Consider the following 16661-nt stretch of genomic DNA (forward strand, 5'->3'; position numbering starts at 1 on the left):
CTCGGTCGTTCAGGCCTGGCGCAGGTCCTCCACGGTCACGGCCGTGCCCGGCAGGGCGGAGCGGGCCGGGGCCCGCAGTCCGTCCAGGAACAGCTGCAGATGGCGGTGGACGAAGCGGTCGCTGACCAGGCAGTCGGTGCCGAACGGAGGCCGGCTGAGCTGAGCCACGACGATCATCACATCGCCGACGCCCACGTCCGGACGGAGCTGCCCGGCCGCCTTGGCGCGGTCCATGAGCTGCTCGATGAGCTGCTCGCACCGCTGACGCGCCGCTTCCAGGTCGGGGTGGTTCTTGTCGAAGGTGCTGGAGACCATGGGGCACAGCGCGCTGACCCGCTCGTCGGCGGCGGCGTGCACGAAGCGCTCCAGCGCCTCGAAGGCGTCCCCGGTCTCCGCGAGCGCCAGCTCGGCCGCTTCGGACGTCCGGTCCATCACGGAGCAGACGACCTCACGGACGAGCGCGTCGCGGTCGGGGAAGTTGCGGTACACCGTGGCGTTGCCGACGCCGGCCCGGCGGGCGATGTCGTCGAGCGGCACGTCGGGGCCGTACTCGGTGAACATCTCGCGGGCGGCGGTGACGATCCGCTCCCGGTTGCGCAGGGCGTCGGCGCGGGGCCGGGGTGCCTTGCGCACGGCGGGGAGGGCGGTCGCGGTCTGCACGGCGTACTCCTGGTCTACGGGCTTCCGCGATCCGGGGAGGCGCTCCCCGTTTCGCGCGGACACAGGTCTAAACGGGGAGACGGTCCCCGGTTATTTCCCCGCCTTCCCCGAATTTCACGTGACCTGAGTCACACCCTCTCGCTTCGGCGGATCCCACGATCGGCCCCTCCAGCGCGCGCCCGCCGCCCCGCCGACACAGGGTGATCCAAAGGGTGCAGTCGGAGACCGGCGGCTGCCGTGGCGCGAAAGGTCCGTGCATGCAGCCGCAGCCCAGCCGCCGTATACCCGCCCGCCGCCGTATACCCCTTCGCCTACTGACACTTCGGAGCCGCACGGACCTCCCGCACCTCCACAGCTCGCCGCGCCGTCGTACGCCGCCGTCCCGGCGCCCGGCCCCGGCCCGGGGTCGCGGGATACCGCCTGGCCGTCGCATACGCCCCCGCCGTGCGGTCTGCCTCGCCGCCGTGGCCGCGCTGATCCTCGCGGTCGGCACCTCGGCGGGCTCCGGGCGTCTCACGGCGGCCCCCACACCGGCCGGCGCCGGCCCGATCGCGCTGGCCCGCTCCTCCGTCTACGGCCCCTGCATGATCAGCGGCGGCCGCGACATCCAGATGACCGAGGGCGTCCCCACCCCGGGCGGCTACTCCCGCTCCACCGGCACCGTGCACGCCCTCACCCTGATGGTCGACTTCCCCGACGCGCCCGGCCAGGGCAGCGCGCTCGACCGCTACCACGAGTTCTTCCCGCAGACCCAGGAGTGGTTCCGCACCGCCTCCTACGGGAAGCTCGACTACCGGCCGGACGCCCCGATCGACCACTGGCTGCGGATGCCGAAGCCGTTCAGCGCGTACGGCATAGAGCGCGGTGCCCCCTTCGACCCCGGCTACCGGCAACTGGTCCAGGACATCGTGGCCGCCGCCGACCCGGACGTGGACTTCCGGTCGTACGACCTCCTGAACGTGCTGGTCACCCCGAACGCCGGCCCCTCCGCCCTGGACACCGTGCTGTCCGTGACCTTCGCCGGCAACGGCGACGCCCCGGTCGCCGACGGCACGCCGGTCTCCAACGCCTCCTTCGTCTACTCCCGCCAGGACGACGGCTCCGGCTCCTACGCCCGCACCGGTTACCGGGTCCTCCCCCACGAGAACGGCCACGTCTTCGGCCTGCCCGACCTCTACACCCAGGAGGGCGGGGGCGCGGTCGGGCACTGGGACATCATGAGCGAGGACTGGGGCGCCGACAACGACCTCCTCGCCTGGCACAAGTGGAAGCTGGGCTGGCTCGACCCCGACCAGGTCAGCTGCGCGGCGGCCCGCGGCGGCACCGAGTACACGCTGACCCCCCTCTCCCGCCCCGGCGGGAGGAAACTGGTCTTCGTGCCCGTCGACGCCCGCACCGGCTACGCCCTGGAGGTCCGCACCCCGGGCGGCAACGACGAGGAGATCTGCCACCCCGGCGTCCTCATCTACAAGGTCGACGCGAACGTCGACACCGGCCGCGGACCGATCAAGGTGTACGACGCCCACCGCGACACCGGCGGCTGCACCCGCAGCCCCAACGTCCAGGCGGAGCTCTCCGACGCTCCGTTCGGACCGGGCGAGAGCTTCAAGGATCCCGCGCACGGGATCGAGGTGGTGGTGACGGGGGTGGACGGGGAGGGGAACTACCGGGTGCGGGTGACTCGGGGGTAGGGGCGGTGGGGGTGGCGGGGCACGGTTTACGGTGGGCGCAGATCGCATAGATCACAGAGATCGCAGAGATCGCAGGAACCGTCGTATCGGAGCCGGAGAGTCGATGACCGCCCCCTTGTCCTCGTCCCCCGTGGCGGAGGAGCCGCCCGCCGAGGCGGTGACGCCGTTGATCCGGGGGGTGGCGGTGCTGGCGGCGCTGACCGAGGCGGGCGGCACGCTGAGCGCGAGCGCGCTGGAACGGCGTACCGGCCTCGCCCGTTCCACGGTGGACCGGATCACCGCGACCCTCTCCCGGATGGGTTACGTCCGCCCGGACGGCCGGGACTCGGTGCTCACCCCCCGCGTGATGGAACTGGGCAACGCCTACCTGGCCGCCCTGCGCCTGCCCGCGCTCCTGGACGGACACGCCGACGCCGTCGCCGACGAACTGGACGAGTCGGTCTCCCTCGCGGTCGCCGACCGGGACGGCATCCGGTTCATCCACCAGGCGACCCGGCGCCGCGCGATGTCCGTCAGCTTCCGCATCGGCGACCTGCTGCCGGCCGAACGCACCGCCCCCGGCGCGCTGTTCGCGGCCGAGTGGACGGAGCGGGAGTGGGCTGCCTGGCGGGCGAGGCGCGCCGCGGACCCGACCGACGCGGGCTTCCCCGCCGTACCGCCCCGGAACCCGGCCGCCGCCGACGACTTCGAGGCGCGGGCCGAGGAGACCCGGCACAGCGGCTGGGCCCTGGACGACCAGCTGGTCGAACCGGGCCTGGTCGCGGTGTCCGTCCCGGTGCGCGAGCCGGGCACCGGGCGCATCGCGTGCGTGGCGAGCGTCGTCAGCCACACCAGCCGCCACACGGCGGCGGACCTGCGCGAGACCCTGCTCCCCCGGCTGCGTACGGCGGTGACGGCGATGGAGGCGGAGCTGCGCGAGGCGGGGGCCCGGCCCGCGGAGCCCGGCCCGCCACCCGCCGGCCTCGCCGTGTGGACCACCGCCTCGAAGCACGAACTCGGCCGCGACTTCGTGGAATCGCTGGCCCGGGGCCTGACGGTCCTCACCGCCTTCGGCGAGGGCCGCTCGGCGCTGACCCTGACGGACGTGGCGAAGGCGACGGGCCTGGCCCGGGCGACGGCCCGGCGGGCCCTGATCACGTACGAGCACCTGGGCCTGGTGACCGCGGACGGCCGCGAGTTCGCCCTCACCCCGCGGGTGCTGTCGCTGGGCTACCCCCCGCTGTCCCGCACCACCCTCTCCCGCCTCGCGGCCCCCCGGCTGCGCGCCCTCGCGGACCGGCTCGACGAGCCGACGGCGCTGGCGGTGCTGGTCCCGGGGACCGGTCCGGCGGAGATCCAGTACGTGGCGGTGGCGGCCGCGCGCCGGGTCCTGACGGTGGACATCACCGTGGGCACCCGCCTGCCGGCGAGCCGTACGGCGCTCGGCCGGGCCCTGCTCGGCCTCGCCGAGCCGGGCGGGTACGCCCTGGCGGACGAGGAGCTGGAGTCGGGTCTGCGCTCGATCGCGGTACCGGTACGGGACCGGGCGGGCCGCCCGGTCGCCGCCGTGAACGTGGCCACCCATGCGGCCCGCCGCACCCTGGCGGACTGCGTGAGCGAGGTACTGCCCGCCCTGCACGCCACGGCGGCCCAGGTCCAGGACGACCTCCACATCGCGTCCCGCTTCACGCGCGTCCCGCTGTCCTGAGCCGCCGGAGCCTTTGGGCGCACGGTCCGCCCGGGGGGACGGCACGGCTCCGGCGATGCCCGGGGGTGCGCGGCTCAGGCGACGCCCGCTCCCCCGGGAGGAGGCGCCCGGTTCAGGCGACGCCGGCCCGCTCCTTCTCCTGCGGTTCGGCGGTCTCCTCGGGCCCGGCCTCACCCCGGAGTCCGGGCAGTACGGCGAGGACGATCATCGTCCCGGCGGCCATGATGATCCCGCCGATCAGGCTGGTCCGCGCGACGCCGTGGGCGAAGGCCTCGTGGACGGCGTCGAGCAGGGCCTGGGCCTGCTGCGGTCCGCCGGCGGCCGGGTTCTTCGCGACCTGCTCGGCCACCGCGATCCCGCCGCCGACCGAGTCCTTGGCGGTGTCCAGCGCGGCGGCCGGGAGGTGGCCGCCCACCAGCCCAGTCAGCCTGTCCCGGTAGGCGGTGCCGAGCAGCGAGCCCAGGATCGCGATGCCCAGGGACCCGCCGAGCTCCAGCGCGGTGTCGTTGGCGCCGCCGCCCACTCCCAGCTCCGACTCGGGGAAGGAGCCCATGATGGTGTCGGTCGCCGGAGAGACGCTGAGGCCGATCGCGAAGCCGAGCATCGTCATCGTCGGCAGGAAGTCGGTGTAGACGGAGCCCTTGTCGACCCGCGTGAGCAGGAAGACGGCGACGGTGCCGATCACCATCCCGGCCACCACCATCGGCTTCATGCCCAGCTTCGGCGTGAGCCGCCCGGTGATCGCGGCGCCGGCGAAGACCGCCCCGGCCAGCGGCAGCAGCCGTACGCCGGTCTCCAGCGCGCTGTAGCCGAGGACGAACTGGAGGAACTGGGTGGCGTAGTAGATCGCGCCGAACGTGCCGAAGAAGAAGAACAGCACCGCGAGCATCGACCCGGAGAACGGGCGCCGGCCGAACTTCCGCACGTTCAGCATGGGGTGCGGATGCCGCAGCTCCCAGCCCACGAACGCGACGAGCCCGACACCCGCGACGACCGCCGCGGTGACCGGGCCCTTCCCCCAGCCGAAGTGCGGGCCCTCGATGGTCGCGTAGACGAGGCTGCCCACCGACACGATCGACAGCAGCCCGCCGACGTAGTCGATCCGGCCGAGGTCCTCCGCCCTGGACGGCGGCACGAGCGCGAGGGCGGCGAAGACGGCGACGACGGCGATCGGAACGTTGATCAGGAACGTCGCACCCCAGGCGTGGTCCTCCAGCAGCCACCCGGCGACCAGCGGCCCGACCGCGATGGCCAGCCCCAACGTCGCGGTCCACGCGGTGATGGCCCGGGCCCGTTCATGCCTCGGGAAGATCGCGACGAGCAGCGACAGCGTGGCCGGCATGACGACAGCCGCCCCCACGCCCATGATCGCGCGGGCGGTGATGACCAGATCGGTGTGGTGCACCTGACTGCCCATCACCGAACCGCCCGCGAAGACCAGCAGGCCCAGGATCAGGGCGCCGCGACGGCTGTACTTGTCCCCGATCGAGCCGAGCACGAGCATCAGCGCGGCGTAGGGGACGGTGTACCCGTCGATCACCCACTGCAGATCACTGCTGCTCAGCCCCAGGTCCGTGGTCATGTCCGGCGCCGCCACGATCAGTGACGTGTTCGCCATGACGACGATCAGCAGGCTCAGACACAGCACGATCAGGGCCCACCAGCGCCGTGGATACGGCTCGCTCATCTTCTCGACGGGGGTGTTGGCAAGAAACGGCACGGAAGTCTCCCAGGGACGCGGGTTGCACGAGGGGCCGAGGGCCTCACTTAATTACCCATCGATGTGCACGCTATTTTATTGCTCGCCGGTGTGCAACTATCGAGAGCCCCGTCCATCCGCGTCCGAGGTACCCACCGACGTGACCACCCCCACGCACCTCCGAACTCGCCCCTACACCGCTCCGCGCACCCGCGCCCGCATCCTGGAGGCGGCCCGGCTCGAACTCGGCCGCGACCCCGACTGCACCCTCGCCGACATCGCCGAGGCCGCGGGGGTGGCCCGACGGAGCGTCTACGTCCACTTCACGGGCCGGGCAGCACTCGTCGAAGGGCTCGCCGCGGACGCCGCCGAGGCGGTCCGGCTCGCGAGCGAGGCCAGCCGCACCCCGTCCCCCGACCCGGCGACCGCCCTGGCCTGCTTCGTCCTCACGCTGTGGCCGGCGGCCGACCGCTACCTCGTGCTCGTGAACCTCGCCCGCCAGGACCTGGGCGCCCACCGCGTCACCGAAGTCCTCACACCGGCCCGCACCGCGGTCGCCGGCATCCTCGCCCAGGGCCAGCGGCAGGGCGTCTTCCACACCACCGTCCCGCCCGGCCCGCTCAGCCGGGCCCTGGAGGCCTACCTGCTGTCCCTCCTGGAGACCTCCGACTCGACCCCCTGGACCAACGACGGCCCCACCGCCGCCACCACGACCCTCATCGCCGCGGGCGTCGACAACGCCCGTGCCACAGCCACGGTCCACCACCTGCACACCACGACGTGAACCCGCCCCGCTCCCCACTGAAGGAACCCGCATGCAGCAGCCCCACCGGTACGAGCCCTACGAGCCCTACCAGTCGCATGAGCCCTACGAGCCTTACGAGCCGCCCGCCGTACGCCGCGACAAGAACCGACGCCCGGCCGTCATCGCCGTCGCCGCCCTGCTTCCCCTCCTCCTGATCCCCGTCGCCGTCGACCGCTTCATGGCCGTACACGTGGAGTCACGCGCGGCCAAGGCCTTCCAGCAGGGCATGCACACCCCGCTGCCGCCGGAGGTCCACGTGCACGGCTTCCCGGTCCTGACCCAGATAGCGGCCGGCCGCCTGCGGGACGTGGACGTCACCGCCCACGACATCCCCGCCGACGACACGGCCGGCCTCCTGCCGGTCAGCGAACTCTCCCTGCACCTCAGGGGATTGACGAAGTCCGACGACGACCAGCAGGCCCGGGCCCGCTCGGCCCAGGCGACCGCCCTCCTCACCTACCCGGACATCTCCCACACCCTCGGCCTGGAGATCTCCCAGGGCAGCCGCCCCGACCAACTCAGGGCGACCGCCACCCTCCTTCTCGGCAACACCGTCACCGCGACGACCACCCTCTCCGCAGCTCCCGGCAACCGCATCACCTTCAAGAACTTCAAGGTCACGGCCGGCCTCGTGTCCGGGCCGGCGCAAACCATCCTCGACAAGGCCTTCGAGCAGCCCATCCAGCTCCAGAACATCCCCGACGGCCTGCACCTGCGCTCGGCCACGGCCACGGAGACCGGCCTCACGGCCCACTTCTCGGGCACATCGGTCACGTTCCACGCCGCCGACACCACGCAGAACACACCAACCTCAGACGACTCACCCCGCCTGCCCACATGAGCCGAGCACCCAGCGTGCCCAGCCCGACCACGCCTCGGGCCCCCACCTCGCCCCACCGCCGTTCGCTGATCCGCTACGCTGTCAGGGACCGCCACCGATGGCGGCCACACCCCGCCTTCGTGGGGCTTGTAGAGAACTCCGCCGCCGCAGGTCAGCGGGTGGCCAGGAGATCGCTCCGGAACGCATACCCGTCGATTCGGGAACGCTCAGCGGATCGCTGCAGGTCAGGGCCTGTCCTCGGTTGCGTCGGCCAGCGTTGCAGCATCAACAGCCAGACGCCGTCGTAGCCAACGTCCCGCTTCAATGAATGGCCCATTCTTCTCGGCTTCATTCCTTTCCGGCTCAGCGTGGGCGTGTGTACCTGTTCTGACTGATGATCAAGACATGAGGACCGCATTCCGAAATAAGTCGCGACACACAGCCTTGGCCGTGATCGACCTCGAAGATCGTGTACTGCTATGCAGGGTTCATGGCGAGTCCTCTTGTCGACCGGTCACTTCTCGGGTAATCCGCATCTTGCCGTCACAACTCTCCGTCATTCACGTTCTGGACTCACTCTTCTCGCACTGGTTCCTTGCGCGCACTCCAGTTGTCGGAAGCTACAGTCCGCTACCCGACCGGGACAGTCCGAACGAATCGACGCGCATCTTTGTGGTCCGTCACGGAAAAATGAGATCGATCAGCCTTCGCGCCCGCGCCCGAACCAACACGGACACCGATTACGTCTGGCATCCGTTGTCGAATGTCGAGGACGAGGAATTCGATGTGTACCCACGCGAGCTCGGCCCATTTCTCCGTGGATATATCGAGGGATGGATTCCTGACGGCGTCATCACTCTCGTCGAATGACCGCTCAGTTCCAACCAAGGAGCGTGCCCTGTGACAAGTGCTCAGCACCGGCGCCAGCCTCCGAGTCGTGGCCCGTTGAGGCTGGAGATCCGAACGCTTCTGGCGGCCGCCGGACTGCCCGAAGCAGACAACGACGACCGCTACCGCGCCCACGGTGTCCTGGTGACCGATCGCGGTGAGTCAGTCGGCGTGGAGTGGTTCGTCTCTCGCAGTCTGCGCCGCGCCGCGGCCGACGAGCAGCTGCGAGGCTGGCCCATGGGTGCTGCGGACCGTGCACAGGAAGCCGCTCGACGCCATCTGCACGCGGCCGTGTTCGGCATCCTGACGGAAGTGGGTTATCTGGTGGAGGCTGATCCCCCTGACACTCCGGGTGCTCTGTCCGTTCGAGCCGGCAGGGTTGCCACACCCGTGACGTTGGCTGCGGATATCCGGCGGATCCTTACGGAACTCCATGGGGTCGCTGACGGCTCTGATGACTCCGACCCGTCCCCGTGAGACAGAACCCGCACGGTGGTCTCGTCGCCTTCCTCAATCACGACCCTGGTAACCGGCGATGATCCGGGCGAGCCGTGCGGCGTCCTCCGGCGACGTCGTATTGCCGATCAGATTCTTCAGCTCGTCGAGCCAGTTCTCACGATCGGCTGCCATGTGACGGACATGCGCCCTGGCGACCTTGTCCGCCCGCGGTCCCACGCACTCGACGGCGGGTACCGATACCAGGCCTCCGGGCTTCCAGGTCTCCGGCGTGACCAGCACGACCAGATACGCGTCCTTGCCCGCGGCCTCCCGCTGGTAGTCACCCAGGCCCTGGTAAAAGTCCTTCGGCAGACTCCTGTAGGCGGACAGGTCAAGGATGAAGCCGTGCCCCGAGGTGCTGGGAACCTGGGCTGTGCGGGGCCGGTCCCAGTCTGGGATCAGGCTGTGGATGGCCTTACCCGCCACTCCCACGTCTCGCAGTACGCGGAGCGCTGTGGTGTAGCGTCCCGTCCCCGAACGGCCGACCAGGATCACGATGTTGCCCTGGCCCACCGGGCGCCTGAGCGCGTTGACGGCACGCTGGACCGGCTGTGCCACCCCGGCGTCGCTGGTGTCATGGACGTAAGCCTCTTCGACGAAGCTGATCTCGTCCTCGCTGACGCCGACAGCGCTCAGGTACTCCCAGCCGCGCACATAGGTGTGATGGTGTTCCTCGTAGTCCCCGGCCACCTGTGTGACGACGGCGTGGTCGGATGCCTCTGCCTCCATCTGTGGCCGCTCAGGAGCGGCCCCGTCCCCGGCTGTCATGAGCGCTCCGGGCGGATGATGGTCTGGTTGCCGCCGACCTGAGTGATGCGGGACCGTCCGCTCCCCTTGGTGTTCTGCTTGATGACCGCCGCCGACCGGGCAGCCTCCGGATTCTCCGCCCGCCACCGGGCCACCCACTCCAGCAATTCTCGGCCCGCGCCTTGGTCCATGTCCGCGATGTCCTGCAGCCGGACGGCCCACGCCGCGGCCAGCTCGCGCGCCAGTTGCTCCTCGCCATCGGCTCCCGCGGCCGATAACACTCCCTGGTCCCGGTCCAGGCGGGTGTGCTGATGCGCCTCGGCCTCGGACCTCCCTCTTCCGAGCCACCGTCCGAACCATGTGCGGACACCACGCCACGAGTCGGTCGTCATTGCTGTGACCAGCGCCAACGCACCGGCCGTCCCCACAGTCGCCAGTTCCCCGGACACGTCCAAGACCGCCCCTCCCCGTCCGGGGCACCGACGGAACTCGCTGATCAGCGCGTACGCGAGGCTGGCCGGAGGTCGTTTCCCGCGCTCACGGAGATCGTTTCCCACTGCCCTGGTAACCCCGGTATCTGTTCATGACTCGGCCGCTGTCGCACTCCGAGCGCGGAACGAACTGTGGGAGACACGATGTCGCGTGGGCGCCGGCACGGATTCACATGCCGACGCCCCTCATAGGCTGCATCTCCCGGCGGCGAGTGCCGTGATCGCGCACTCGGCGGCGTGCCGTGCCGCGAGCGCGGAAGGGAAGGGCCCGCAACCGTGGGAGGCACGGCCGGCCGGTCCGTCCGTGATACGCCACTGCCAGGCGGTGCGTGTGGCAGGGGGCGAGGGGTGGTGCCAGACGGGCTGTGCGGAGGAGGGGGGAGTCTCCGCATTCTGGACCAGTACGTCGTGGACCACTCCGCCGATCACCGTTGAGGCGCGCCTTACGTCGTCGTCGGTGCTCCAGGCCAGGGGTGTCGGGGAGGACTCCGACACTTCCAGGAGGACGTCGGCGAGGTCGGCCAGAATCCGATACAGCGCGGCACGAACCGCGTCGCTGTGGTGACGGCCCCACCGGCATGGGGTCCGTTCGGCGATTTCGCCCACGATGGCCTGCGCGGCGATCTCGTCCAGAGAGTCCGGCTGTTCGAGGCGTTCCCGCGTCAGAGTTGCGGCGGCGCCCCACGCGAGGTCGTCGGGGGTCATGGCGCTGCCGTGGGCCAGCGTCCACAGGTCGGCGGGTCCCAGGTCGTCGACCGTGTGCTGGATACAGCGGGCGGCCGCGTCCGACGGGGGCGGGACGTCGGCGTTCAGGAGGCCGGCGCGCACCTCGGTGGCCGCGCTCACGTCGCCCGGTTGCAGCGCGCCCAGCGGCAGTGAGGCCGCTGCGTGGAGCACGTGCTCGTAGACGCGCCGTACCGGATGAGAACCGGAGGGCGGTGAGGGGCGCCCCGACAGGGAGCACAAGGCGTCCAGCAGGTCCACCGGTACAACCCTCAGGTTGACGCACGCCCTCGACAGGCGATCATCCATCGTGCCCCCTTTTCTCTCTCAGGGAGGGAGGCCGGTCTGGCGCGATCCCGGGGACCGTGCCAGACCGGCCTTGCTCTGCAGCCGAGTCAGTCGTCCAGGACTGCCAGGGCGTCGATCTCCACGAGCAGTCCGGGAGGAAGCTGCATGTAGACGGTGGTGCGGGCGGGGAAGGGTTCGCCGACGGCCGCCGCATACGCCTCGTTCAGCTCGGGCAGGTGGGCGGGGTCGGTGAGGTAGACGCGGAGCATCACGACGTCCTCCAGGCCGGCGCCGGCCGCCTTGAGTACGGCGGTGACGTTGCGCAGGGTCTGCGTGGTCTGCTCGGCGACCGTGGTGCCGACGACCTCGCCGGTGGCCGGGTCGAACGGGAGCTGCCCGGAGACCTGCAGGATCGGGCCCTTGCGGACGCCCTGGGACAGTGGGGCTGCCAGAGTGGGTGCGTTCTCGGTGGTGATGACGGTTCTTGTCATGGTGTGTCCTTGACGGAAGGGCGCACAGAGCGGTCTGTGCGAGGGGTCAGGCCCAGGCCTGTCGTTCCTGGCTGCGGGGGTCGTCGACCTGGGTCCACTCGGCGTCGATGTGCATCGTGGCCCGGCGTGTGGTGTCGTACTGGTCCCAGCCGGGGTTGCCGGTCCTGGCGAAGCGGATCCAGGCCTCGTGCGTGCGGGCGGCGAGGTCCGCAGGGGGCTTGTCGGGGCCGAGCAGGGCGCCCTCACCCGCCAGCTGCGGGAGCTCCGCGATGTCGAAGACGAAGGGGAGCTCCATCGCGTGGGTGGCGCCGAGGTCTCCGCCCAGGGCCGTCGAGCGCCAGGCGAACTCATAGCTGAACGTGGCGGACTGGGGGTGGGCGGCATGTGCGCCGGCCAGGGCCCAGCTGCCCGCGCCGAACAGCGCGTCGCCCATGATGGCCGACCGCAGCTCACCGAAGGACGCCTCGGGGCGGGTGTTGCGGTACGTCTCCACGAGCTGCGCGGGCTTCGGGTGCGAGCGCGCCGCGGTGTCGTCGACATCGTCGGCGGTCGAGGTGGCGTACTTGTCCACCGGGACCAGGTAGAGGTTTCCCTCCTCGGTGTTGGTCCCGACGAGCAGGTCGACATCGGCGCTCAGGCCGGCGGCGACGGATACGGCGGGCTGCGTGTCGAGCACCAGGCTGAAGGGGCTGAGGCCGATCAGCGGGTCGTGGTGCGTCTCGGTCTGCAGGTCGATGCCCGCGAGCCGGGAGGCGGCCTCCACCAGGCGCTCGTCGGAGATGTCCGCGAAGGCGTCGACGTGCGGCTCGATGCCCAGTTCCTCGGTCGCGGCCTTGGTGACGCGGGCGGCCTGTTCGGTGGTGAAGGCACCCAGACCGCTGCCGCTCTGTACGATCGCCCGGCGGAAGAGGCCCGCGGCCTCAGGGGTGGCGAGGACGCCGCCGACGACGGTCGCCCCGGCCGACTGGCCGAAGAGGGTGACGTTGTCCGGGTCACCGCCGAAGGCGGCGATGTTCTCCCGCACCCAGCGCAGTGCGGCGACGACGTCGAGCAGGCCGCGGTTGGCGGGTGCCCCGGGGATGTCGAGGAACCCGGAGATGCCGAGCCGGTAGTTGAGGGTGACGAGGACGACGCCGTCGCGGGCGAAGGCGGAGCCGTCGTACAGCGCGGACCGCGTCGACCCGGCAACGAATCCGCCGCCGTGGACGAACACCATCACGGGCAGGTCGCCGTCACCGGCCGCGGGCTGGAAGACGTTGACGGTGAGGTAGTCCTCGCCGCGGCTCCAGCCGGCGCCGAAGTAGGGGGCCATGTCGATGCTGCCGAGCTTGCGCTCGGACTGCGGGGCGTTGGGGCCGGGCGCGGTGGCGTCCCGTACACCGTCCCAGGGCTCGTGCGGCTGCGGCGGGGCGAACCGGCCGGCGCCCAGCGGAGGAGCGGCGTAGGGGATGTTCAGGAAGGTGGCGGTGCCGTCGTCCTGACGGAGACCGCGGACGGCTCCCCGTGCGGTGGTGACGACGGGGTCGGGTTGGTTGCTCACAGCTGTGCCTTTCCGCGGGTGTCAGCCCTGCTCGGAGTACGGGGCGAAGGGCGCCCAGCCCTTGATGTCGAACGTGTTGCCGTTCCGCGCGATTTCGGCGGCGCCGTGGCCGCCCAGGTGCGCGGGGATCAGGAGCGCGTTGTTGTCGGCCGCCCAGCCCAGAACCTTGCGGCGGGTGGCGCGGGCGCCTGCGGGGTCCTCGCAGAAGCAGCTGTTGGCGTCCGGCTCGATGATCTGCACCGGGTTGTGCAGCATGTCACCGACGAACACCGCGCGGTCCGTCCCGGAGCTGAGGGTCAGCACGGAGGAGCCGGGGGTGTGACCGGGAGCCGCGTCCAGGCGCAGGTCGGCGTCGATCTGGTGGCTGTTCTCCCACAGCAGCGTCTGGCCGGCCTCGTGTACCGGGGCCACGCTGTCCTCGAAGACGTTCTGGTTGCCGCGGCCGAGCAGCGGCTGGTGGCCGTTTGCCGGGTTCCAGAAGTCGAAGTCGTCCTTCGGCATCAGATAGGTGGCGTTGGGAAAGGTGGGAACCCAACTCCGCCCGTCCAGGTACGTGTTCCAGCCGACGTGATCGATGTGGAGATGCGTGTTGATCACGATGTCCACGTCTTCGGGCTGGACGCCTGCCCGGGCGAGGTTGGCCAGGAAGTCCGTCTCCAGGTGGCTCCAGACCGGCGCGTACGGGCGCTCCTTGTGGTTACCCACACCGGTGTCGACGAGGATGGTCTTGCCCCCGCTGCGCAGCAGCCAGGTCTGGATCGCGGAATTCACGATGTTGGTCTCGGAGTCCAGGAAATGCGGGGCCAGCCAGTGGACGCCGTCCTTCCAGACTTCCTGCGAACTTTCCGGGAAGAAGGCGTGGGGCTCCATTCCGACTGACCCGTAGTATTCCCAGACACGGGTGATGGAGACGTTGCCGAGTGTGATCTGTTCCATGCGATTTCCTTGGAGTTCGGAAGGTTTACCCAACCGTACGAGCGGCTCCAGCGGGCGCGGTATCCGTCACGTGACTGCACCGGTGCGTACGGCTCTGAGCACGGGGCTTTTCCTCTTGTAGGCCAGGTGAAAGGCGAGGCGGCTCCCCGTTCCGAGTTCCATTCCCGGATACCTTTGGACGAGCACGTGGCTACCTCGCCGCGTTCACGGGGCGGCAGCCGGATCCGTATGCCCGCTTGCCGGCCGTGTCGTGTGCGGTGGCTGTCCCTGCCTTTCACGTCTGCGGCTTTTTGATGCCTGCCGATCAGTGAAATGCAAGGGTGTGCGGTCACCCCGTGATGCGTTCTGTCGGGGTGTCAGACGGCTTGGGCCCGTTCACACTGGTCCGCGAGATCGACGCAGCGCACCGCGGCAGCCGGGGCCGGCCCGTGCGGCGACGGAATGTCGACGCTCTCGGACGGAACCATGGTGGTGCGGCCGGGGTCCGAGACGAGCGGGTCCAGGGCTCGCACAAGCGCGGTCAAGGTCGCGTCGAGACGATTGATGTGCAGCAGCAGGCGATACTCCGGCGACGGCCGGCTGCGGCTCACACGCCGCTCCTCCGAGAGCAGGGACAGTGCCCTGACGACTCTGGGGCGTGCCGTGTGCGAGGAGATTCCCGGTCGATGGCCGGTGACGCGGATCAGGTGGGCCACGGTCTCGTGCGCACGGTCGGCCGCGGCGGTGAGGCGGGGGGCGCACTCCGGGACATGGCCCGCCGGGAGACGCTCGGCCGTGGCGGCCAGGCTCCGTGCGTGGTACGCGCCGGCCTCAAGAAGTTCCAGCAGGTGGCGGGCGTGGTGACGTCGGCCGCGCTGCGGATTGAGCGGATGGGTGAGAGGCAGACAGGCCTTGCGGAAGGACTCCAGTGCCTGGTCGAGGTCGTGTGCCGCGCGGACCCAGCTCGTCGGGGTTTCCGCGTCCGTGCTTCCTGACGCGATGGCCCGAAGGAGGCGGTCGAGGACGCGCAGGAAACCGACCAGTTCCTCGTCACTGGCCCGGCGGACCGTGGTGGGAAGTACGAGGACGGCGGCAAGGATCCCGCAGGACACTCCCAGTGCGGTCTCCTGGACACGCAGGAGCAGCACGTGCGTCGAGAAGGTGTCCAGCAGTGCGAGCAGCATGCTGAGTGTGCCGGTGATGAAGAACGTCACGGCCCAATAGGCCTGTGACGGGGTGTAGAACATCCCGAACATGCACAGCAGGAGCAGGAGCAGGAGGACAGGGCCGTCGCCGCCGACCTGGGCGGCAAGGCCGTAGGCGAACACCACGCCGAGGACGGTGCCCGCCAGTCGCCGGGCACTCTGCAGCAGCACCTCGCCGGTGCTCTCGGTCCTGATGAAGACGACCCATGCAGTCACGACGGCCCAGTACCACAGGTGCGGAGACAGGAGATGACCGCCCGCGACGGCGAGGGCCGAGGCAGTTGTCACCTGGAACGCCTGACGGGTGGCCTGGCGCTTCAGGCTTTCGGTGTCTGCGTCCCTGCGCGGCATCGCCCCGACGGTTGGTGGGGCGGGCTTGTGAAGAGGTGTCCCGAACCCTGCTGTGCGGCCGCGTGGTCCGAGAACCCGCAGGGCTGCGGCGAGTTCGTCGACCGCTGGGAAGCAGTCCTGCACATGTGCGGAGCCGGCCGGCCGGTTCGCCGGGCCGCCTTCGTACCTCTCCTCGCACTGTTCGGATGCACAGGCCGTTCCCACGGTGAGCTGGTGCCGGAGAGCCCGGATCCGCTGCGCGAGCCGCTGTCGCGCCGTCCGTTCCGCCAGATCGTGGCGGGCCGCCGGTGTGCGGACCGCGCGGACCGTGAGTACGGCCAAGCGCTGCGCGGCCACCTCCACACGACCAAGGTGCCGCAGCAGGGCCTCGGTGCCCTCGTCGACGGCGCGCTCGTCGAGAAAGTCCTCGATCAGCAGCACGGATGCGTGCAGTCTGTCGAGGCGGTCCTGCAACAAGTGGCTCAGAGTGCCGTCGTCCTGCCCGGTGGCGACCATCGAGGCCGTGTCCCGCAGGACGTCGTGCAGACGCACGTCGAATGCGTGCCGCAGCCGCCTCAGAGCTCCGGCCGCCGTGATGGGGCCGGCGCAGTACCACACGGTCGTGACGGCCCCGAAAGCCACAAGTACCGATGCCCCGAGTTGCGGAAGCTGGTCTGCTCGGGCCTGGATGAATTGAGACAGCAGGAAGGCCATGAAACCGAAGATCCCCAGGCCCAGCCCTCGTGGGCCGAACCGGCGGGCCTGAACGGCGAGGTAGATCACCACCAGAAAGATCAGCTTGGCTGCCGTCGGGTACGGCGTCAGCACGGCTCCGGCGGCCAGGGACGCGAGAGAGAGCGGGGCGCCGAGTCCGAGGGTGATGAGCTGGTTGCGCGGATGCAGGTCGCTGATCGCCAGTGACGTCGTCATCGCGGTGAAACCGCCGACCACCAGCGCCGTTTCGGGCGCTCGGAGCGCTGTCAGCACGGCAAGGGCCGCGGCTGAGCCGAGCACGGCGCGCATCGCGGAGGTCAGACGTATGAGCCCGGGGTCAAAGGCGGCGAAGCGGTCCCACAGCGATGCCGTTGCCCTTGCCACCATGGTGATCTCCGTAGGTCCTTTCGCGTGTGCACGACCGTGAGGGGTGTCTCGAGGTTCTGGCCGGCCACCGCCCGCGTCGCCA

15 protein-coding genes are annotated in these 16661 nt (G+C 70.4%); 6 read left to right on the plus strand and 9 right to left on the minus strand.

Annotated features, from left to right (window positions below; all coding sequences use genetic code 11):
* Positions 1-9 precede the first annotated feature (9 nt).
* On the minus strand, positions 10-660 hold the full coding sequence (locus JF597_RS22540) for a TetR/AcrR family transcriptional regulator (RefSeq protein ID WP_293997532.1): 651 nt from the start codon (positions 658-660) through the stop codon (positions 10-12).
* Positions 661-1073: 413 nt separating this feature from the next.
* Between JF597_RS22540 and JF597_RS22545 the strand changes: the two genes are divergently transcribed.
* Both JF597_RS22545 and JF597_RS22550 read left to right on the plus strand, forming a co-directional pair.
* Entirely contained in the window at positions 1074-2351 is a 1278-nt protein-coding gene (locus JF597_RS22545) for a M6 family metalloprotease domain-containing protein (RefSeq protein ID WP_293997724.1), read from the plus strand.
* A gap of 103 nt (positions 2352-2454) precedes the next feature.
* Complete coding sequence (locus tag JF597_RS22550; protein WP_293997534.1) at positions 2455-4038, plus strand: IclR family transcriptional regulator C-terminal domain-containing protein; 1584 nt, start codon at positions 2455-2457, stop codon at positions 4036-4038.
* Positions 4039-4150: 112 nt separating this feature from the next.
* Here JF597_RS22550 and JF597_RS22555 read toward each other — a convergent pair whose 3' ends face one another.
* Entirely contained in the window at positions 4151-5758 is a 1608-nt protein-coding gene (locus tag JF597_RS22555) for an MFS transporter (protein ID WP_293997536.1), read from the minus strand.
* A 139-nt stretch (positions 5759-5897) separates the two neighbouring features.
* On the opposite strand from JF597_RS22555, the gene JF597_RS22560 reads away from it, so the two are divergent.
* The 4 genes from JF597_RS22560 to JF597_RS22575 all read left to right on the plus strand — a co-directional run bounded on the left by JF597_RS22560 (position 5898) and on the right by JF597_RS22575 (position 8727).
* Entirely contained in the window at positions 5898-6521 is a 624-nt protein-coding gene (locus JF597_RS22560; protein WP_293997538.1) for a TetR/AcrR family transcriptional regulator, read from the plus strand.
* Positions 6522-6552: 31 nt separating this feature from the next.
* On the plus strand, positions 6553-7383 hold the full coding sequence (locus tag JF597_RS22565) for a DUF2993 domain-containing protein (protein ID WP_293997540.1): 831 nt from the start codon (positions 6553-6555) through the stop codon (positions 7381-7383).
* 429 nt (positions 7384-7812) lie between these two features.
* On the plus strand, positions 7813-8232 hold the full coding sequence (locus JF597_RS22570) for a hypothetical protein (protein WP_293997543.1): 420 nt from the start codon (positions 7813-7815) through the stop codon (positions 8230-8232).
* Between the two features lie 75 nt (positions 8233-8307).
* Complete coding sequence (locus tag JF597_RS22575; protein ID WP_293997545.1) at positions 8308-8727, plus strand: hypothetical protein; 420 nt, start codon at positions 8308-8310, stop codon at positions 8725-8727.
* 33 nt (positions 8728-8760) lie between these two features.
* Here JF597_RS22575 and JF597_RS22580 read toward each other — a convergent pair whose 3' ends face one another.
* From JF597_RS22580 to JF597_RS22610, 7 genes are all read right to left on the minus strand, one after another.
* On the minus strand, positions 8761-9438 hold the full coding sequence (locus JF597_RS22580) for a hypothetical protein (protein WP_293997547.1): 678 nt from the start codon (positions 9436-9438) through the stop codon (positions 8761-8763).
* Between the two features lie 74 nt (positions 9439-9512).
* Positions 9513-9776 carry a hypothetical protein gene (locus tag JF597_RS22585; protein WP_293997550.1) on the minus strand — a complete coding sequence of 88 codons (264 nt, stop codon included), beginning with the start codon at positions 9774-9776 and terminating at the stop codon, positions 9513-9515.
* Between the two features lie 396 nt (positions 9777-10172).
* Complete coding sequence (locus JF597_RS22590; protein WP_293997552.1) at positions 10173-11018, minus strand: hypothetical protein; 846 nt, start codon at positions 11016-11018, stop codon at positions 10173-10175.
* An 86-nt stretch (positions 11019-11104) separates the two neighbouring features.
* Complete coding sequence (locus tag JF597_RS22595) at positions 11105-11488, minus strand: Rid family detoxifying hydrolase (protein WP_293997554.1); 384 nt, start codon at positions 11486-11488, stop codon at positions 11105-11107.
* Between the two features lie 46 nt (positions 11489-11534).
* Positions 11535-13028, minus strand: a complete 1494-nt coding sequence (locus tag JF597_RS22600) for a carboxylesterase family protein (RefSeq protein WP_293997557.1) — start codon at positions 13026-13028, stop codon at positions 11535-11537.
* Positions 13029-13049: 21 nt separating this feature from the next.
* Complete coding sequence (locus tag JF597_RS22605; protein ID WP_293997560.1) at positions 13050-13964, minus strand: MBL fold metallo-hydrolase; 915 nt, start codon at positions 13962-13964, stop codon at positions 13050-13052.
* 356 nt (positions 13965-14320) lie between these two features.
* Positions 14321-16579, minus strand: coding sequence for an FUSC family protein (locus tag JF597_RS22610; protein ID WP_293997562.1), 2259 nt, complete (start codon positions 16577-16579; stop codon positions 14321-14323).
* Between the last annotated feature and the right edge of the window lie 82 nt (positions 16580-16661).

This window comes from Streptomyces sp., assembly GCF_019510245.1.
In the GTDB taxonomy this organism is placed as follows: domain Bacteria; phylum Actinomycetota; class Actinomycetes; order Streptomycetales; family Streptomycetaceae; genus Streptomyces.